This window comes from Bacillus thuringiensis, from assembly GCF_001595725.1.
Lineage (GTDB): Bacteria > Bacillota > Bacilli > Bacillales > Bacillaceae_G > Bacillus_A > Bacillus_A thuringiensis_K.
This window is the reverse complement of the sequence record NZ_CP014282.1, coordinates 4,057,785-4,076,554: the sequence shown is the minus strand read 5'-3', so window position 1 is coordinate 4,076,554 and position 18,770 is coordinate 4,057,785. Positions and strand designations below refer to the sequence as shown.

Below are 18,770 nucleotides of genomic sequence, written 5' to 3'. Positions count from 1 at the left end.
GAGAAGTAATACTTCTCCTTATCTTAAGGTTTATTACAAGCGCAAGAGGCTATGTAGGAGATTTGCCCCGCTATTTGCAGGCAGTAAGCCCCTCACCTTAAAATTTAGCGAAAGCAAAGAAGTTAGGGAGGGGATCTTGCTGCCTATAAAAGCCCGATTGATGAGGGTTGATTAAAGTTTCACTTTTATATAATGGCACATAATATTGAGGGGGAAGAAAAATGGTAAGAGAACAGTTTCAAGGTGATTTAAAAGCGTTACAGCAAAAGGTGATCGAGCTTGGAGAATTAGCAAATGCGGCTTTATTGATTGCTATGGAAGGTCTGCATACAAGGGATGTAGAGAAAGCGTTAGAGGTCATTGATGGTGATTACCGCATGGATAATTTAGAAGAGGAAATAAACGATCTTGCACTTATGCTCATTACGAAGCAGCAACCTGTAGCAAGTGACTTAAGAAGGATTTTTATTTCAATTAAAACAGCGACAGATTTAGAGCGTATTGCAGATCATGCTGTTAATATTGCAAAGGCTACAATTCGTCTTGGGGAAAAAGAAGTGGCTGTTAGTTTGCACAACCTGGATGAAATGTTTGCGGTTGCAAATGAGATGTTGCATTTAGCGTTAGAAGCATATGAACAAGAAAATTTAACTTTTGCGAAACAAATTGCTGAAATGGATGATTCCGTTGATGAAATATATGGAAAAGCAATTCGTGAGTTTATATCTTCAGTTCCGGAACAACCAGAAGCAATTACGCAAATTACACAATTATCATTTGTCGCGAGATATATTGAGCGTGTAGCAGATCATATTACAAATATTGCTGAAAATGTCTTTTATTTAGTAAAAGGAAAGCATTATTTATTGAATGAGTAGGAATTAAAGTAGGTGATGAGAAATCACCTGCTTTTTTTAGTCAAAACATGACAAAAAAAGCTCGTTGTTTCCTTTAGTTTATGATGATAAGATGTATCATAATATAATGGAAAAATTAGTATATATGTTTGTCGTTAATAAGTATTATTTAACAATTAATAGTAAGCGCTTTCTTGTTGTTTGAAACGTACGTTTTTATAGGTGAGAAATTTAATTATATGGTCTTCTAAATGAGGATTTGTTTAACTAATCAAGTTTATGCTGCTAGTTCATGTGGGATAGGGAATATACATATGGTATATGGAGTTATTGAACATTATATAAGTGGAGGCTGAAGTATATGAAGGGGGTTATTTTAGCTGGAGGAAAAGGAAGACGCCTTAGGCCATTAACATGTAATACTCCAAAGCCGATGTTACCATTATTAGAAAAACCAGTTTTAGAATATAATATTGAGTTATTACGCCAGCATGGTATTCGTGAAATTGCAATTACTGTTCAATATATGAGTACGACCATTAAGCAATATTTTGGTGACGGTAGTAAATGGGGAGTTAACTTGTATTATTTTGAAGACTCTCCTCCGCTTGGCACAGCAGGGAGTATTAAACAAGCAGAACAATTTTTAGATGAAACATTTGTTGTGATAAGCGGGGATGCATTAACTGACTTTCAATTATCAGAAGGAATTGGGTTTCATGAACAAAAGAAAAGAATGGTAACAATGTTTGTGAAAGAAGTAGAAAATCCACTCTCATTTGGATTGGTTGTAATGAATAAAGACCAGGAGGTTACACGATATATAGAAAAGCCGGGCTGGAATGAGGTAGTATCTAATGTTGTGAATACAGGCATATATATTATGGAACCAGAAATCTTTTCTTACATACCGCCTAGGCAATTTTTTGATTTCAGTCATGATGTGTTTCCGCTATTGGCAAACAAAAATGTGTTATTCGCATATTTGTCAGAAGGTTATTGGTTAGATATCGGCACATTTAATCAATATCGACAAGCACAATTTGATTTGTTAACGAAAAAGTTACAAGTACCTATTCCTTATACGGAAGTATTACCGATGGTATGGATGGGAGAAGGGGTGACGATTGGTAAAGGGACGAAAATTCATGGCCCCTCTTTTATTGGAGAAGGAGCAAAGATTGGTACAGGAGCTGTAATTGAGCCATATTCTATTATTGGGAAAAATAGTATCGTTTCAAATTATTCTCATCTTCAAAAGAGTATTGTTTTTGCAAATGCCCACATTGGGAAGTATTGTGAACTATTAGAAACGACAATAGGAGAGCGTACAATAGTTGAAGATGATGTTACACTGTTTCAAAAAAGCGTTGTAGCGGATCACTGTCATATCGGGAGAAGTACGGTAATTAAGCAAAAAGGAAAACTATGGCCTTATAAGGCGATTGATAGTCATTCGATAGTAGGAGCGGCTGGTATTCAAGAGAGTGAAATGAGTGCAGGGTGGTTACAAAAAAGCCGCATTGTAGGAAGAGGGAATGTTGAAATTACTCCCCAGTTTATCGTGAAGATTGCGATGGCGTATGGTTCTCTTTTTACAAAAGGAGAAAGTATATTAATTGGAAGTCAAGAAAATATAGAAACAACCTCTTATAAAAATTTATTTTTACATGCTATTCATGGTATAGGGATTCATACGATGGAATGTAAAGAAATGAACGAGTCACTTTTTCAATATAGTGTTCATCATTTGCAATGTGCAGGTGGTGTTTTCATTCAAGTGGAGAATGGGAATGAGATTGTTATAAAGTTATACGGTCAAGCTGGCATGCCGTTAACGTATAAGCAGCAAAAAGAGATAGAACAAGTATATATGTCCGAATTGTTTTATTACGTGCATGAGAAAGAAATGGGGCGTAATAAGCTGGTTCATGTTTCTATGAATGAGTATATAGAAGTTATATTGGAGCATATTGATATCGAGAAAATACAGATGCAGAAGTTTCATCTTCTTATTAATAAGAGAAATGATACGTTGCAACATTTACTCATGCTCTTTCTGCAAAGACTTGGTTGTACAGTTACATGGATTTATGCAAGCGAACAAAAAGATCATGTGAAAGCTTTGATGAAATCAAGTAAAGCGAATATGGCTCTTATGTTTTCTGAGCAAGGAAATCATTTCGAGTTATACGATAAACATAGTAATATTTACCAAGGTACAGATTTGGAAGAGGTAGATATTCCGGATTTCTTACTCGAATCGACAGGAAATATTTACCCAATGTCTTTGAAGTTAGGAGAATGTTATCTTCTATTTTATACGCAGGATGAAAGAAAGTCGTTTCAAGTAAGGTGGAAGCGAGATATTTTATATCGAATTGGAAAATTATTTGAGCTAATAGCATTGCAAGGAAAAACGTTTCTCAGCATAGTAGAGCAATCACCTCCGCTCTATTTACTTTATGATGAAGTGGTATGTTCATGGAATGAAAAAGGAGAAATTATGAGGAAATTATTGGATGATATGGAAAGGAAGGGAGAAGGTATATTTGAAGGAGTACAGTTCAAATATACTGAAAAAGAGTGGTCTTATATCGTTTCTGACACAAAACAACCAAAGTTTTTGGTGTATTCACATGCTAGAAACCCAGTAATAGCAAGGGAAAACATGAAAAATCTTATAGAAAAAATTAGACAATATCAAAAGGTGTAGAATTTTTATTTTAAAAGTGGTATTATAGTATAGTCTGATTTAAGTTATTAGTACTGGAGGGAAATAAGAATGCGTGTGAATATTACTCTAGCATGTACAGAATGCGGAGATCGTAACTATATCTCAAAGAAAAATAAACGTAACAACGCTGAGCGTATCGAGCTTAAAAAGTATTGCAAGCGTGACAAGAAGTCTACGTTACACCGTGAAACAAAGTAAGCAGTAGGAATATTTTCCTACTGTTTCTTTTTTTATTCGATTCCTATGTTAAAAGTGATACACTATCAGCATAGAGTAAAGTGTCACTGTAAGGGGGAGAGTGTGTGAAAGTAGAGAAAGTACGTTTACGTAAACAAATAATAGAACACATGAATTCTTTATCAGAAGAACAGTATACAACTTTATCAGAACAGATTGCATTTTCGTTGTATGCGCAAAAAGAGTGGGTTGAAGCTAAAACAATTGGAATTACTCTTTCAATGGAAAATGAAGTGAATACATATCCTATTATCGAAAAAGCTTGGGAAGAAGGAAAGAAAGTTGTAGTTCCTAAGTGTAATAAAGGAACAAGAACGATGTCTTTCCGGCAAATTAATAATTTTGATCAATTAGAAACGGTGTATATGAATTTACGTGAACCGATTCCTGGGCTTACGGAAGAAGTGAATATGGATGAAATTGATCTTCAAATTGTGCCGGGCGTAGCTTATACAGAACGAGGAGAGCGAATTGGGTACGGCGGTGGCTATTATGATCGTTATCTCGTGCATTATAAAGGGAAAACGCTATCATTAGCGTATGATTTTCAAATGGTAAAACACATTCCGGTAGAGCCATTTGATAAAAACATAGAAAAAATTATTACAGAAAAAGGAACAATACTTATAAATAAGCTTGTATAGACAAATAAAAATTGACGAGACTTTTTCTTCTTGATTATAATAAAATATGTGAACGTTTTCTTATTATAATTTTTTATAGTAAGTGAGTATAGAGGGTGATGAAATGGTATCTATTTATGATATTCAGCAATTGCTAAAGAAATTTGGTACGATTATTTATACGGGAGATCGAATTGCAGATTTACAATTAATGCAAGATGAATTGCGTGAATTAAATCAATCACAGCTAATCGATCCACAAGACTATCAAACAGCTTTATTTTTATTGAAGCAAGAAATTCAAAAAGAGCTAAATAAGAATTAGATAAAGGTAGGTAAGCAACATGGAAGAGAAATGGTTAGTTGGTGTTGACCTTGGTGGTACAACGATTAAATTAGCATTTATTAATGTATACGGTGAAATTTTACATAAGTGGGAAATCCCTACGAATACAGGTGAGCAAGGAAAACATATTACACTTGATGTTGCGAAAGCAATTGATAAAAAGCTAGAAGAATTAGGCGAATTGAAGAGCAAGTTAATTGGTATTGGTATGGGGGCTCCTGGTCCTGTACATGTGGCATCTGGAATGATTTATGAAGCGGTTAATTTAGGGTGGAAAAATTATCCACTAAAAGATTTATTAGAAGTAGAAACAGGATTACCTGTTGTTATTGATAATGATGCAAACTTAGCAGCGCTTGGTGAAATGTGGAAAGGTGCTGGTGAAGGTGCAAAAGATTTAATTTGTATGACACTTGGTACGGGCGTTGGTGGTGGTGTAATCGCCAATGGTGAGATTGTACACGGCGTGAGTGGTGCTGCTGGTGAGATTGGACATATTACAGTAGTTACAGAAAATGCTTTCCCATGTAATTGCGGGAAGTCTGGTTGCTTAGAAACAGTAGCATCTGCGACAGGTATTGTACGTGTTGCTATGCAAAAAATACAAGAGACTAATAAAGAGAGCATGTTGCGTTCTATGTTAGCTGAAGAAGGACGTATTACATCAAAAGATGTCTTTGAAGCACTTGGACAAGGTGATGAATTAGCAGGAGAAGTAGTAGAAAAAGTAGCTTCTTATTTAGGATTAGCTGTAGCGAACCTTTCTAGTACGTTGAACCCAGAGAAAATTGTTATTGGTGGAGGCGTGTCTAAAGCTGGAGATGCGCTATTAGAACCAATTCAACGCTATTTCGAGCAATATGCTTTCTCACGTGCTGTAAAGAGCACGAAGTTAGCTATTGCAACACTTGGTAATGATGCAGGTGTTATCGGAGGAGCTTGGCTTGTAAAAAAGCACAAATACGAAGCGAAGATGATATAAGTTGTGAAATATGAAAAGAGGAAGGGGAACCCTTCCTCTTTTTGTGTGAAATCTCGATGAAGAATAAAGTGTAAACGAATTAAGCTGCTGGTGGATACCCGTTATATAGAACAGTCATGATCGTAAACCATCCGAAAACGAGTACAGTTGCAATTGCAAAGCCGCTTGCGAAAAAGTTTTTTTCACGAAGTGTTCTAAGCGTAGCGAATACAGCTAACAGAGTGACAAGTGTAAAAATAATAACAAGGCCCATACAATATCCTCCTCTGTCTACCCATTTCTTATTATGAGTTTTTGGAATATTTACTCTTTTATATTGTACATGTTTTAAAAATGATTGTCGAGATAGCATCCTTTCTTTTCCTCAGAGAAAGAAATGTTGTATCATTAAAAGTAAGTTTAATAACTGGAGGAGATTTTCATATGAAATGGATACAAATGCCGTTAGGCCCATTACAAACAAATGCTTATATTTTAATGAACGATCAAAAAGAGTGCATTATCTTTGACCCTGGTCATGAAGGTGAAAAGCTCGTTACATATTTACAAGAAGAACAATTAAAACCATTGGCTGTTTTATTAACACATGCTCATTTTGATCATATCGGTGCTGTTGATGCGGTAAGAGACGCTTTTCATATTCCTGTGTACGTACATAAAGAAGAAGCAGATTGGTTAGGAGATGCAACTGTAAACGGCTCTCAAATTTTTATGATGAACCGCAGTATTACAGCAAAACCGGCGGATCATATTATTGATGCAGAAGGTACATTAACAATTGGATCATTTAATTTTGAAATTTTTGAGACACCAGGACATTCTCCAGGAAGTATTTCTTATTATAGTAAAGAGGCGAATGCTGTATTCTCAGGAGATGTATTGTTCCAAATGAGCATTGGAAGAACAGATTTACCTGGTGGAAGTTTCGCTGAATTAATTGGAAGTATTGAAGAGAAATTATTTGTATTACCAGATGAAACAGCGGTGCTATGTGGACATGGTCCAGAAACAAGCATTGGCTTTGAAAAAGAAAATAATCCGTTTTTACAATAAGGAGTCATTATGGGAATGGAGCTCATTTTAAGAGAATGGATGGGGAAAGAAAAGGATTATTCAATTTCATATAGTACGTATATGAACCTTGTATTGTATACAGAAGGTCATGGATATTATATGAAAGAACGTGAAAAGATTGGAAGACAAGGTGATTTTTTTACAAGTAGCAACGTATCCTCTGTGTTTGCAAAAACTTTTGCTAAACTTTTTATTCGTCTTGTTGAAAATGGTGAAGTTGCTCCGAATATTTGTGAAATTGGTGGAGGAACAGGGAAGTTTGCCTATGATGTTTTACAAGAATGGAAGCAATTATCTCCAAAAACCTTTATTGATTTAAACTATTCAATGATTGAAGTGAGCCCTTTTCATAGAAAATTACAGCAGGAGCACCTTGGCTCATTTTCTAATGTATCGTACTATACCTCTTATAGTGAAATGGGAGATTCTTTCGAGGGAATTCTTTTTTCGAATGAGTTGTTTGATGCATTTCCTGTTGAAATAATTGAGAAAAGAAATGGTATGTTGTATGAAGTGCGTATTACATATACAGAGGAAGGAAACCTTTCGGAAGTATGTAGGCCGTTAGATAAAAGAATTGGTCGCTATTTATTGAAATATAATATTCATATTGCTGAAGGGCAACGTTTTGAAGTACCAATTGTGATGGAGGATTATATAAAAGAAATTGCGAAATGGTTTCAAAGAGGTATATGTATTACAGTTGATTACGGATACACAAAAGAAGAATGGATGCATCCAGCACACCGTGAAGGAAGTTTGCGAGGGTATTATCAGCACAAGCTAATACGTAATCCACTAGCTCATCCAGGTGAAATGGATCTTACTACTCATATTCATTGGGACGAGCTAAAGGAGATGTTTAGTATGCAAGGAATGAGTGCAGTATGGCATAAGAAACAATCTGAGTTCTTGTTAGCTGCAGGGATATTAGAACAGCTTACGAGCCATCAAGATATGAATCCTTTTTCTGAAACGCAAAAACAAAATCGAGCAGTTCGTTCTATGATTTTAAATGGAGGAGTAGGGAGTTCGTTTGATGTTGTTATACATACAAAAGATATGCAACATTTACATTTGGATCGGTATGTAACAATATAAAAAACAAGACACAGTATATACTGTGTCTTGTTTTTTAATACGACTTATGTAGTATTATATATTTCCTCTCATGATATATATTTATATTAAAGATATGAGATAAAAAATATAGAATACGTTCTTTTTCTGCGATTATTAGTCCCTAACCTAATAATACGCGAACGAGTTGAATTATTGTTTCGTTCTCTACTTTGTAATAAATTTCTAATCCTTTTCTTTCACTAGAAACGATTTTAGCGCTTTTTAATTTTGCTAAATGCTGTGAAATTGTAGATTGTGGCATGTTTAATCCAGTATACATTGTAGAAACGTTGCTTGGACCGCGCTCGATTAATCCTTTTACGATACATAAACGAACAGGATGAGCTAGCACTTTTAATAATTCTGCATTACTTTCATATAGTTCTAATTCTTTTTGAAAGGTTTCTAACATGTTCTTTTCCACCTCCGTGTGAGCTATTATACCATACTATACATACCAAAAATTTAAAGAAAAGAAAATAGTTGTTGCAGAAAAAAAGTCCTAAAGTAAAGAAATTGTAAGAAAAGAGACCCTGATGTAAATAAAATAGGTAAATTAGCACGTTTTTGTAAAATGACATTTTTGGGTGAAAATTTCGATGCGTTTTAAAAATTGAAAGATATAAATATATTTGTAACACAATTTTATCATGATTTTCTTATTCTTTCAAATGAATATACTAAATTTTTAAAATAATATGACAAAGGAATTATAATGATATATATAGAATATAAAACAGGTTAAAAGAAAAGAAGCTGAATGTAATTCGCTTCTTTATGGTGATAATGAAATATTTGATTACGGCTGATAAATCTTAGGATAATCAAGTCAGTAGTCATTTATTCTAAAATTCATCTTTTAGCAACGTTAAAAATCTGTGATTCCATATGTTCTCGTAAAAATCAATTGTCTCTTTTGCGGACATAAAAGGATTATTCAACGTAGAGGTTGTTTTCTGTTCCATAAAGTTTTCGTATCCCAGCCCGTGGGCAAACTTAATCGTAGCATCCATACAGTACTCTGTTTGGGCACCACAAAATTCAATGCGATTTACAGATAATTGATCTAAAATTTCTTTTAAGTTTGTTTTATAAAATGAATTTGCATGTGTTTTTCTTACAAAAAAATCTTGTTCTTGAACATCTAGATCGGTATGAATAGTCCAAAGTTCTTTCTCGGGTACTAAATCATCATCACAATGTTGAACAAAAAGGATTGGTTTATTTAATTTTCTGTATGAAGAAATTCTTTTATTTACTTTTGTTAGTAAGTTCTGTAAATCAAATAAATGCTCTCCGCTATAACATACGCCATTTTGTAAATCGATAACGATTAAAATATCTGCACAAGTAACCATTATTTTCACCCCTGTTCATTTCTTAATATATCAATTAATCCATTATTTAGAAATAGATGATATACTTTTATTTTTTTATGGACTATAAGAAAAGAAGAAATTCAAATGAATATAACTAAACCGCATAAAAAGAAGATATGAAAACCTAATCTCATATCTTCTTTTTTCTCTATGCATTTATAGGTTCTTCTACATAAGAAAGGGCATTTTCAAAATCGGATATTAAATCGTTAACATTTTCAAGACCGACTGATAACCGAAGTAATGAATTAGAGATTCCTCTTTCATCACGAGCTTCTTGCGACAGTGCTGCATGTGACATTTTTGCTGGATAAGAAAGAATAGACTCTACAGCTCCTAAACTAACTGCAAAAACAGGTAATTTTACTTTTGATAAAAATTGGCGGAGTGCATCTTCAGACTGCAAAGTAAACGACAAGACCGCGCCAGCTGATGTTGCTTGAGATTGTTGAATATCAAATCCGAGATGTGTTTGTAATCCCGGATAATAGACATTTTGTACTTTAGCGTGCTCTTGTAAATAATGTGCAATTTTATTGGCATTTTTAGCTGAATGCTCGAGGCGTACATGTAATGTTTTTAGACCGCGAAGTACGAGAGAACAATCTTGAGGCCCTAAAATAGCACCGAATGCATTTTGTAAAAATCCAAGCTTTTGAGCGAGTTCTGCATCTTTTACTACTGCTAATCCGGCAGTAACATCACTATGACCAGCAATAAATTTTGTAGCACTATGAAGAACGACATCAGCTCCAAGTTCAAATGGTTTTTGGAATAGTGGTGTCAAAAATGTATTATCAACAAAAGTAAGAGCGCCAATAGACTTTGCGAGTTTAGAAACCTCGCGAATATCTGTCACTTTTAAAAGTGGGTTAGAAGGTGTTTCTACATAAAAGAGCTTTGTATTTGGTTTAATGTTTTGTTTTATTTCTTCTAAATTGGTCATATCAACAAATGTATGTGAAACACCGTAACGGGAGAGTACCTCAGTTATCACTCGGTAAGTGCCTCCGTATACATCTTCAGAAATGAGTACGTGATCACCTTGTGAAAGAAGGAGGAATGCAGTGGAAATCGCTGCAATGCCTGATGCAAAGGCGAATCCTTTTGTTCCGCCTTCTAATAAAGCAATGATATCTTCAAGAGCTTCACGAGTTGGGTTTCCTGACCTGCTATAGTCATATTTTCCGAACGTATCTACATCAAACTGGTGAAAAGTTGATGTGTTATAAATAGGAACGTTCACAGCGCCTGTTTGCGAGTCATGTTTATATTGGTTGTGTAGTAAGAGTGTATCTATAGAATAGCTCATATTCTTACACCTTCTTTTACGAGTTTAATAGCTTGCTTTAAGTCTTGAATTAAATCGTTACTATTTTCAATGCCAACTGAGAATCGAAGAAGACGATTACATACGCCGTTTGCTGTTCTAATTTCTTCAGGAATATCAGCATGTGTTTGCGTTGCTGGATAAGTCATTAAACTTTCTACACCACCAAGACTTTCGGCAAATGTAATTAAGGATAAAGACTGTAAGAATGGATTAATCCAAGCTTCATCTTTAAGGCGGAATGAAATCATGCCGCCTCTTCCTGGATAAAATACATCTGTTACCCCGTCTTCATCGTTTAAATACGCAACAACTGCTTTCGCATTTTCTTCGTGTTGTCTCATGCGAAGCGCTAACGTTTTCATACCGCGAATTAATAACCATGAGTCAAATGGACTTAAAACTGCACCTGATGCATTATGATAATGAGCGATTTCCTCGCAAAGTTCCTTTCCTTTTGCAACGACAAGCCCGCTTAGTACATCGTTATGTCCCCCTAAATATTTCGTTGCGCTATGAAGTACAATGTCAGCACCTTCTGTTAATGGTTGCTGTATATAAGGTGTGTAGAATGTGTTGTCTACAATAAGAAGTAGTCCGTGCCTTTTCGCTACAGTTGCGACAGCAGCAATATCAGTAACTTGCATTAATGGATTAGTTGGAGTTTCTATGAAAATAGCCTTCACTTCAGTTGTGATAGCTTGCTCAATTTGTTTAATAGACTGTGTATTTACGTATCTACATCGAACATTCCACTTTTTTTCATGCTCAGAAAATAATCGATACGTTCCCCCGTATAAATCTTCAGATACAATAAGTTCGTCTCCAGAGCGGAATAGAGAAAGGACGAGGAGAACAGCCGCCATCCCTGAACTACAGGCATAACCTTGTTCGCCATATTCTAAGTCTGCGATCGCCCGTTCTAAAAGACCGCGAGTTGGATTGCCAGTTCGTGAATAGTCAAAGCCAGTAGATTTACCAATTTCTTCGTGACGATAAGCGGTTGAGAAATAAACTGGTGGATTAACCGTTCCAGTTTTAGTTTCACTGCGATTTCCGATTTGTGCTAGTTTTGTTTCGATTGTTGACATGTGAAAATTCCTCCTTTTTAAATTGAAACATTAAGTGAATATAAAATAAAAAAAGCCTTCTAAGAAGAAGGCTTTCGGTTTGAATAGAGTCTTCTTCTCATCTGTCAAATCTTTCACAATTTGCTGGAATTAGCACCTTATTAACAAAATGTTAATGGTTGCTGAGGCGTCACAGGGCCAGTCCCTCTACCTCTCTAGATAAGAATGTTCGTATGAAATTTTTATTATGTTTTTAACTTTACAACAAAAGATAATTGAATTGCAACTTTATTTTAAATAATTTTTATTTTTCCGCAATTGTCATTGACTTTTACTTTTGTGCATGCTAAATTTATAAAAAATTAACAAACATTGTTAAAAGGGGAACACATTTCCTTTTAGCTACATAAATAAAATAATAAAGACAACTCTTATTGAGAGCGGTGGAGGGAAAGGCCCTGTGAAACCCGGCAACCTTCAAACGAAATGTTTGAAACGGTGCTAATACCTGCAAAACGAATGTTTTGCATAATAAGAGGAGGAACGATTATGTCCCCCTCTTCAAAGTGAAGAGGGGTTTTTTATATTGATAGAAATGAGGGAGATTCGTGAAATTACTAGATTTATTATCAAAAGGAATTGTAATAGGTGATGGTGCGGTTGGGACGTTATTGCATTCACATGGTTTGCAAAGTAGTTTTGAAGAATTGAATGTATCTGATCCAGACTTAATTATATCAATTCATAAACAATATGTAGCTGCTGGAGCAGATGTAATTCAAACGAATACGTATGGAGCAAATGAGGCGAAATTACGTATGTATGGTTTAGAAAATCAAGTTACAGAAATTAATAGAGCGGCAGTAAAACTGGCGAAAGCATCTGTGGCAGATAAAAATGCAATTTTAGGAACAATCGGTGGTATGAAACATATCGGAGCTGTTACAACGACTGATATGGAAAGAGAGTTTATGTTACTTGAACAGGCGGAGGCTTTACTAGAAGAACAGGTTGATGGATTACTATTAGAAACTTTTTACGATGAATTTGAATTACTTCATGCCGTTAAAGTATTGCGTAAGCAAACGAATATTCCAATTGTTGCTCAATTAGCGTTACATGAAGCAGGTACGACTCAAAATGGAAATGATGTCAATGAAATATTAAAGCAACTTATAGATTACGGTGCAAATGTTGTTGGATTGAATTGTCAACTAGGGCCGCTTCATATGACGGAAGCTTTCAAAATGATATCGATTCCGCAAAATGGCTATTTATCAGCATACCCAAATGCAGGTCTCCCGAATTATGTGGAGGGACGTTACGTATATGAGGGAAGCCCAGCTTATTTCGAAGCGATGACACCGAGATTTATTGAGCAAGGTATTCGGTTATTGGGTGGTTGTTGTGGTACGACTCCAGAACATATTCAAAGTATGAAGCGCGCTGTTGCGAATATTACCCCTGTAATAGAAAAAGACACGATTCAAAGGCCGAAAGTCGTTCATACGCATGAGAAACGCTCGAAGGCTCACGTCACTCTAGCAGAGAAAGCGAAAAAACAAACGACAGTTGTAGTGGAATTAGATCCACCGAAAACGTTAGATACACAGCGTTTTTTTGAAGGAGCAAGAGCGTTAAAAAGAGCGGGAGCAGATGCTATTACTCTAGCAGATAATTCATTAGCATCACCTCGTGTTTCTAATATGGCAATGGGTGCGTTATTAACGAAGCATGATATCCCGGTATTGACGCATTTAACGTGTAGAGATCATAACGTCATTGGACTACAATCTCATTTGTTAGGTTTATCGGCGTTAGGGATGGAAGAAGTGTTAGCTTTAACTGGTGATCCAGCGCGCGTTGGTGATTTTCCCGGTGCCACTTCTGTATATGATTTATCCTCTATTGAGCTTATTAAAATGATTAAAGAAATGAACGGTGGACGTTCAATTTTAGGGAAATCAATTGGACCGGCGACAAGGTTTTCTGTAGGCGGCGCATTTAATCCTCATGTAAGGCACTTAAAAGCAGCGGTTAAGCGGATGGAACGAAAAATAGATGCTGGAGCGGAGTATTTTTTAACTCAGCCAATTTATGATATCAAGTTAATTGAAGAAGTGTATGAAGCGACAAAGCATTTGGAACAACCTATTTTTATTGGAATTATGCCGTTAGTAAGTAAGCGGAATGCAGATTTTCTTCATTTTGAGGTGCCGGGTATTACTCTTCCTGAAGAAATAAGAGAGAGAATGGATGGACATGAAACGAAAGAGGCAGCAATTGAGGAAGGGATTCGCATTTCACAAGAATTGATTGACGCAGCGATGAAATATTTTAATGGTATTTATCTTATTACACCATTTTTAAAGTATGAAATTACAGAACATCTTGTTAAATATGTAAGAGAAAAGCAAGAAGTGAAAGAAGGTATTAATTGATGAAGTGTATAGAAGAAAAATTAAAAAATAGCATTTTAATATTAGATGGTGCAATGGGGACAATGATTCAGCAAGAGGATTTAACTGCTGAAGATTTCGGAGGGGAAGAGTACGAGGGCTGTAATGAATATTTAGTAGAAACAAGACCAGACGTTATTTTAAAGATTCATAAAACTTATATTGAAGCTGGAGCGGATATTATTGAAACAAATACATTTGGGGCAACGAATATTGTACTAAGTGATTATGAGCTGTCTCATTTAGATGAAGAACTAAATGAAAAGGCAGCACTTTTGGCGAAGCAAGCTGTTAAAGAAAGCGGGAAGGAAGTATATGTTGCGGGAGCGATGGGACCAACAACGAAAGCAATTAGTGTTACTGGTGGTGTGACTTTTGAAGAATTGATTGAGGCTTATACAAGGCAAGCACGAGGATTATTAAAAGGAGAAGTTGATGTATTACTCGTTGAGACGAGTCAAGATATGCGTAACGTGAAAGCAGCTTATATTGGAATTCAAGCTGCATTTGAAGAACTGAAAAAAACGGTTCCTATTATGATTTCAGGAACGATTGAGCCAATGGGAACGACTCTGGCTGGGCAAACAATTGAAGCTTTTTATTTATCAGTAGAACATATGAAACCATTATCTGTTGGGTTAAACTGTGCGACTGGTCCGGAGTTTATGAGGGACCATATTCGTTCACTATCTGATTTATCGGAGTGTTACATTTCTTGTTATCCAAATGCAGGTCTTCCTGATGAAGATGGACATTACCATGAATCTCCATCTTCTCTTGCTGAAAAGGTGAAGCGATTTGCTGAAGAAGGATGGGTTAATATTATTGGTGGTTGTTGTGGCACGACACCAGAACATATAAAAGCAATGAAATCCGCGCTAGCACCTCTTAAGCCTCGTGACCATCATGAGAGAGAAGGGCATGGAGTTAGTGGATTAGAAGCACTGCAATATGATGAGTCTATGAGACCGTTATTTGTGGGTGAAAGAACGAATGTTATTGGGTCACGTAAATTTAAACGATTAGTAGCAGAAGGGAAATTTGAAGAGGCTGCTGAAGTGGCAAGAGCGCAAGTGAAGAAAAATGCTCATATTATTGACATTTGTATGGCAGATCCTGATCGCGATGAAATAGAAGATATGGAAAACTTCTTAGCAGAAGTTACGAAAGTTTTAAAAGTACCGATTATGATTGATTCAACAGATGAAAATGTGATGGAGCGAGCTCTTACTTATATTCAAGGAAAAGCTGTTATTAATTCAATTAATTTAGAAGATGGAGAAGAACGATTTAAAAAAGTGACACCGCTTCTTCAGAAGTATGGTGCCGCTATAGTTGTAGGAACAATTGATGAAGACGGTATGGCGGTTAGTGCGGAACGAAAGATAGAAATTGCGAAAAGAAGCTATGAATTACTTACAAAGAAGTATGGGATACGCCCGTCAGATATTATTTTTGATGCACTTGTGTTTCCAGTAGGGACAGGTGATGAAGAATATATTGGTTCAGCGGCAGCGACTATAGAAGGAATTCGCCTTATTAAAGAAGCGTTACCAGAGTGTTTAACGATTTTAGGTGTAAGTAACATATCATTTGGTTTACCACCGGCTGGACGTGAAGTATTAAATTCAGTTTTTTTATACCATGCTACGAAAGCAGGATTAGATTACGCGATTGTGAATACGGAAAAATTAGAACGCTATGCGTCGATTCCAGAGGAAGAAAAACGACTTGCAGATGCATTACTGTTTGAAACGACGAAAGAGACATTGGAAGAATTTACAAATTTTTACCGAGTTGCTAAAAAGAAAGATGTCGTTGTGCAAGAAACGTTAACGCTTGATGAAAGACTAGCAAATTATATTGTAGAAGGTACGAAACAAGGATTACACGAGGATTTAAGTCTTGCACTTGAAGAAGGAAGAAAACCTCTTGATATTATTAACGGTCCGCTTATGACAGGGATGGACGAGGTAGGACGACTATTTAATAATAATGAACTTATTGTTGCTGAAGTATTGCAAAGTGCCGAAAGTATGAAAGCCGCTGTAAGCTATTTAGAGCCACATATGGAATCTAGTGATAGTGCGAAAAAAGGGAAAGTGTTATTAGCAACTGTAAAAGGTGACGTGCATGATATTGGGAAAAATCTCGTTGAAATTATTTTAGCGAATAACGGATATGAGATTATTAATTTAGGAATTAATGTACGTTCGGATCGAATTGTTCAAGAAGTACAAGAAAAGAAGCCAGACATTATAGGTCTTTCAGGTTTATTAGTAAAATCAGCGCAACAAATGGTAACGACTGCTGAAGATTTAAAAGCAGCAAATATTGATGTGCCCATTGTTGTAGGTGGTGCAGCGTTAACGAGAAAGTTTACAGATAATCGGATTTCACCATCATATAAAGGGCTCGTTTGTTATGCGAGTGATGCGATGACGGGGCTCGATATTATTAATAAGCTTCAAAAAGAAGAAGAGCGTGAGAAGATGAAACAGGATAAAAAAGAACGTCATCTTCATATCGTAAAAAAAGAGGAGAAGAAAGTAGAAATTCCAGCAGTAATTGAGCTATTACCGAAGGCTGAAGTTATCGTGCCTGATTCAACAAAACGAATTGTATTACGCGATATTCCGGCCCTTCATCTCGCCCCATTTTTAAATAGACAAATGCTACTTGGGCATCACCTTGGATTAAAAGGAAATGTGAAGAAGCTTTTGAAAGAGGGAGATAAGAGAGCGCATGAATTAAATGATTTAATAGATGAATTATTGCAGGAAGGACAATCTTGGTTAAAGCCGAAAGCAGTGTATCAATTTTTCCCAGCGCAAAGCGACGGACAAAACATTGTAATATATGATCCAGAAGATCATACGCGTGTTATAGAGCGTTTCACATTCCCTAGACAAGGAAAGGCCCCCTATCGTACTTTAAGTGATTATTTGCGCCCAATTGGAGATGAGATGGACTATGTTGCTTTCTTATCTGTTACGGTTGGGGAAGGAGTTCGGGACATTGCTGAAGAGTGGAAGGGGAAAGGTGATTACTTACGTAGTCATGCCATTCAATCGTTAGCGCTTGAATTAGCAGAAGGACTTGCTGAAAAAACACATATGCTCATTCGTGATCGCTGGGGCATTCCGGACTCACCTGAACTGACGATGGAAGAACGTTTCCGTACGAAATATAGAGGAATACGTGTGTCATTTGGTTATCCAGCGTGTCCAGAACTTGCAGATCAAGAAAAGCTATTTCGCTTAATTCATCCAGAGGAAATAGGTATTTCATTAACAGAAGGATTCATGATGGAGCCAGAAGCATCCGTAACGGCTATGGTATTTTCTCATCCTGAGGCAAGATATTTTAGTGTATTATAGTCTTGAAGGGGGAGACGTATGAAGAAAATAGTCTTTACAGGTGGCGGTTCGGCAGGACATGTAACACCTAATTTAGCCATTATCCCATATTTACAGGAAGACAACTGGGATATCTCTTATATTGGTTCTCATCAAGGTATTGAGAAAACGATTATAGAAAAGGAAGGCATTCCCTACTATAGTATTTCGAGTGGAAAGCTACGTCGTTATTTTGATTTGAAAAATATAAAAGATCCTTTTCTTGTAATGAAGGGTGTTATGGATGCGTATGTAAGGATTCGAAAACTAAAACCAGATGTGATTTTTTCAAAAGGCGGTTTCGTATCTGTACCAGTCGTAATTGGAGGATGGCTAAATAGAGTACCAGTTTTATTACATGAATCTGATATGACGCCAGGACTAGCAAATAAAATTGCGCTTCGTTTTGCTTCGAAAATATTTGTTACATTTGAAGAAGCAGCGAAACATTTACCGAAAGAAAAAGTAATATATACGGGATCTCCTGTACGTGAAGAAGTGCTGAAGGGAAATCGTGAAAAAGGTTTAGCATTTTTAGGTTTTTCACGTAAAAAGCCAGTTATTACGATTATGGGGGGCAGCTTGGGCGCGAAAAAAATTAATGATACGGCTCGAGAAGCATTACCAGAACTTCTTAACAAGTATCAAATTGTTCACCTTTGCGGAAAAGGTAACCTTGACGAAAGTTTACAAAATAAAGATGGATATAGACAATTTGAATATGTACATGGAGAACTGCCAGATATATTAGCGGTAACAGATTTTGTTATTTCACGCGCGGGCTCCAACGCAATTTTTGAATTTTTAACATTACAAAAGCCGATGGTTTTAATTCCATTATCGAAATTTGCAAGCCGTGGAGATCAAATATTAAATGCAGAGTCCTTTGAAAGGAAAGGGTATGCCTCCGTATTATATGAAGAAGATGTAACTGTAAAATCTCTTATAAAGTATGTCGAAGAATTGAATCAAAATAATGAGAAGTATAAAACAGCACTAAAAAAATATAATGGAAAAGAAGCAATTAAAACAATCATTCAAAATATTTCAGAGGCATGATGAAACAATCATGCCTCTTTTAGTAGGGTGAAAGATTCCAAGAATTGATATTTTTATGTTACAATAAAGTGAAACTTTAATCAGTTGGGTGCATCCC

General features: G+C 35.9%; 16 protein-coding genes and 2 riboswitches. Of the genes, 11 read left to right on the top strand and 5 right to left on the bottom strand.

Annotation, left to right across the window (positions count from 1 at the left end; genetic code table 11):
* The first annotated feature begins 221 nt into the window (after window positions 1-221).
* The 6 genes from phoU (at window position 222) to glcK (ending at window position 5,782) form a co-directional block, all read left to right on the top strand.
* Complete coding sequence (gene phoU, locus AXW78_RS20345; RefSeq protein WP_000251240.1) at window positions 222-878, top strand: phosphate signaling complex protein PhoU; 657 nt, start codon at window positions 222-224, stop codon at window positions 876-878.
* Window positions 879-1,218: 340 nt separating this feature from the next.
* Complete coding sequence (locus tag AXW78_RS20340; protein WP_000679325.1) at window positions 1,219-3,573, top strand: sugar phosphate nucleotidyltransferase; 2,355 nt, start codon at window positions 1,219-1,221, stop codon at window positions 3,571-3,573.
* A gap of 69 nt (window positions 3,574-3,642) precedes the next feature.
* On the top strand, window positions 3,643-3,792 hold the full coding sequence (rpmG, locus tag AXW78_RS20335) for a 50S ribosomal protein L33 (RefSeq protein WP_001265616.1): 150 nt from the start codon (window positions 3,643-3,645) through the stop codon (window positions 3,790-3,792).
* A gap of 104 nt (window positions 3,793-3,896) precedes the next feature.
* Window positions 3,897-4,475 (top strand): 5-formyltetrahydrofolate cyclo-ligase, encoded by a 579-nt coding sequence (locus AXW78_RS20330; protein ID WP_000861927.1) that lies wholly within the window; start codon window positions 3,897-3,899, stop codon window positions 4,473-4,475.
* Between the two features lie 103 nt (window positions 4,476-4,578).
* Window positions 4,579-4,779, top strand: a complete 201-nt coding sequence (locus tag AXW78_RS20325) for a YqgQ family protein (protein ID WP_000253699.1) — start codon at window positions 4,579-4,581, stop codon at window positions 4,777-4,779.
* A gap of 19 nt (window positions 4,780-4,798) precedes the next feature.
* Window positions 4,799-5,782 carry a glucokinase gene (glcK, locus tag AXW78_RS20320; protein ID WP_000391701.1) on the top strand — a complete coding sequence of 328 codons (984 nt, stop codon included), beginning with the start codon at window positions 4,799-4,801 and terminating at the stop codon, window positions 5,780-5,782.
* A 79-nt stretch (window positions 5,783-5,861) separates the two neighbouring features.
* Here glcK and AXW78_RS32715 read toward each other — a convergent pair whose 3' ends face one another.
* The gene (locus AXW78_RS32715; RefSeq protein WP_000524852.1) at window positions 5,862-6,035 is read right to left on the bottom strand and encodes a DUF2759 domain-containing protein; all 174 of its coding nucleotides are present in this window, start codon (window positions 6,033-6,035) and stop codon (window positions 5,862-5,864) included.
* Between the two features lie 170 nt (window positions 6,036-6,205).
* Here AXW78_RS32715 and AXW78_RS20315 point away from each other — a divergent pair, with 170 nt between their 5' ends.
* Both AXW78_RS20315 and AXW78_RS20310 read left to right on the top strand, forming a co-directional pair.
* Complete coding sequence (locus AXW78_RS20315; protein ID WP_000871225.1) at window positions 6,206-6,835, top strand: MBL fold metallo-hydrolase; 630 nt, start codon at window positions 6,206-6,208, stop codon at window positions 6,833-6,835.
* 9 nt (window positions 6,836-6,844) lie between these two features.
* Complete coding sequence (locus tag AXW78_RS20310; RefSeq protein ID WP_000525138.1) at window positions 6,845-7,957, top strand: class I SAM-dependent methyltransferase; 1,113 nt, start codon at window positions 6,845-6,847, stop codon at window positions 7,955-7,957.
* Window positions 7,958-8,099: 142 nt separating this feature from the next.
* Here the strand turns inward: AXW78_RS20310 and AXW78_RS20305 are convergent, their stop codons facing one another.
* The 4 genes from AXW78_RS20305 to metI all read right to left on the bottom strand — a co-directional run bounded on the left by AXW78_RS20305 (window position 8,100) and on the right by metI (window position 11,778).
* Window positions 8,100-8,390 (bottom strand): ArsR/SmtB family transcription factor, encoded by a 291-nt coding sequence (locus AXW78_RS20305; protein WP_000894377.1) that lies wholly within the window; start codon window positions 8,388-8,390, stop codon window positions 8,100-8,102.
* Between the two features lie 433 nt (window positions 8,391-8,823).
* Complete coding sequence (locus tag AXW78_RS20300; protein WP_000255614.1) at window positions 8,824-9,336, bottom strand: cysteine hydrolase family protein; 513 nt, start codon at window positions 9,334-9,336, stop codon at window positions 8,824-8,826.
* 169 nt (window positions 9,337-9,505) lie between these two features.
* Window positions 9,506-10,669, bottom strand: a complete 1,164-nt coding sequence (gene metC, locus AXW78_RS20295; RefSeq protein WP_000122295.1) for a cystathionine beta-lyase — start codon at window positions 10,667-10,669, stop codon at window positions 9,506-9,508.
* Window positions 10,666-11,778 carry a cystathionine gamma-synthase/O-acetylhomoserine thiolyase gene (gene metI / locus AXW78_RS20290; RefSeq protein WP_061884578.1) on the bottom strand — a complete coding sequence of 371 codons (1,113 nt, stop codon included), beginning with the start codon at window positions 11,776-11,778 and terminating at the stop codon, window positions 10,666-10,668. The genes metC and metI overlap by 4 nt, the downstream gene beginning before the upstream one ends.
* A gap of 94 nt (window positions 11,779-11,872) precedes the next feature.
* Window positions 11,873-11,983: riboswitch (SAM riboswitch) on the bottom strand.
* Window positions 11,984-12,185: 202 nt separating this feature from the next.
* Window positions 12,186-12,295, top strand: a riboswitch (SAM riboswitch).
* 70 nt (window positions 12,296-12,365) lie between these two features.
* Here metI and AXW78_RS20285 point away from each other — a divergent pair.
* From AXW78_RS20285 to murG, 3 genes are read left to right on the top strand one after another with little or no spacing between them, the layout of a single operon-like run.
* The gene (locus tag AXW78_RS20285) at window positions 12,366-14,198 is read left to right on the top strand and encodes a bifunctional homocysteine S-methyltransferase/methylenetetrahydrofolate reductase (RefSeq protein WP_000770349.1); all 1,833 of its coding nucleotides are present in this window, start codon (window positions 12,366-12,368) and stop codon (window positions 14,196-14,198) included.
* Window positions 14,198-17,596, top strand: a complete 3,399-nt coding sequence (metH, locus tag AXW78_RS20280) for a methionine synthase (protein WP_000649690.1) — start codon at window positions 14,198-14,200, stop codon at window positions 17,594-17,596. Before AXW78_RS20285 ends, metH begins: the two co-directional genes overlap by 1 nt.
* A gap of 18 nt (window positions 17,597-17,614) precedes the next feature.
* Window positions 17,615-18,673 (top strand): undecaprenyldiphospho-muramoylpentapeptide beta-N-acetylglucosaminyltransferase, encoded by a 1,059-nt coding sequence (gene murG / locus AXW78_RS20275; protein WP_000724778.1) that lies wholly within the window; start codon window positions 17,615-17,617, stop codon window positions 18,671-18,673.
* Window positions 18,674-18,770 lie beyond the last annotated feature (97 nt).

Excerpts from the sequence above, each read along its gene's own strand:
- phoU (WP_000251240.1), top strand. The coding sequence starts at position 222 with ATGGTAAGAGAACAGTTTCAAGGTGATTTAAAAGCGTTACAGCAAAAG.
- AXW78_RS20340 (WP_000679325.1), top strand. The coding sequence starts at position 1,219 with ATGAAGGGGGTTATTTTAGCTGGAGGAAAAGGAAGACGCCTTAGGCCA.
- AXW78_RS20300 (WP_000255614.1), bottom strand. The coding sequence starts at position 9,336 with ATGGTTACTTGTGCAGATATTTTAATCGTTATCGATTTACAAAATGGC.
- AXW78_RS32715 (WP_000524852.1), bottom strand. The coding sequence starts at position 6,035 with ATGGGCCTTGTTATTATTTTTACACTTGTCACTCTGTTAGCTGTATTC.
- AXW78_RS20310 (WP_000525138.1), top strand. The coding sequence starts at position 6,845 with ATGGGAATGGAGCTCATTTTAAGAGAATGGATGGGGAAAGAAAAGGAT.
- metC (WP_000122295.1), bottom strand. The coding sequence starts at position 10,669 with ATGAGCTATTCTATAGATACACTCTTACTACACAACCAATATAAACAT.
- metH (WP_000649690.1), top strand. The coding sequence starts at position 14,198 with ATGAAGTGTATAGAAGAAAAATTAAAAAATAGCATTTTAATATTAGAT.
- metI (WP_061884578.1), bottom strand. The coding sequence starts at position 11,778 with ATGTCAACAATCGAAACAAAACTAGCACAAATCGGAAATCGCAGTGAA.
- AXW78_RS20305 (WP_000894377.1), bottom strand. The coding sequence starts at position 8,390 with ATGTTAGAAACCTTTCAAAAAGAATTAGAACTATATGAAAGTAATGCA.
- rpmG (WP_001265616.1), top strand. The coding sequence starts at position 3,643 with ATGCGTGTGAATATTACTCTAGCATGTACAGAATGCGGAGATCGTAAC.
- AXW78_RS20325 (WP_000253699.1), top strand. The coding sequence starts at position 4,579 with ATGGTATCTATTTATGATATTCAGCAATTGCTAAAGAAATTTGGTACG.
- AXW78_RS20315 (WP_000871225.1), top strand. The coding sequence starts at position 6,206 with ATGAAATGGATACAAATGCCGTTAGGCCCATTACAAACAAATGCTTAT.
- glcK (WP_000391701.1), top strand. The coding sequence starts at position 4,799 with ATGGAAGAGAAATGGTTAGTTGGTGTTGACCTTGGTGGTACAACGATT.
- murG (WP_000724778.1), top strand. The coding sequence starts at position 17,615 with ATGAAGAAAATAGTCTTTACAGGTGGCGGTTCGGCAGGACATGTAACA.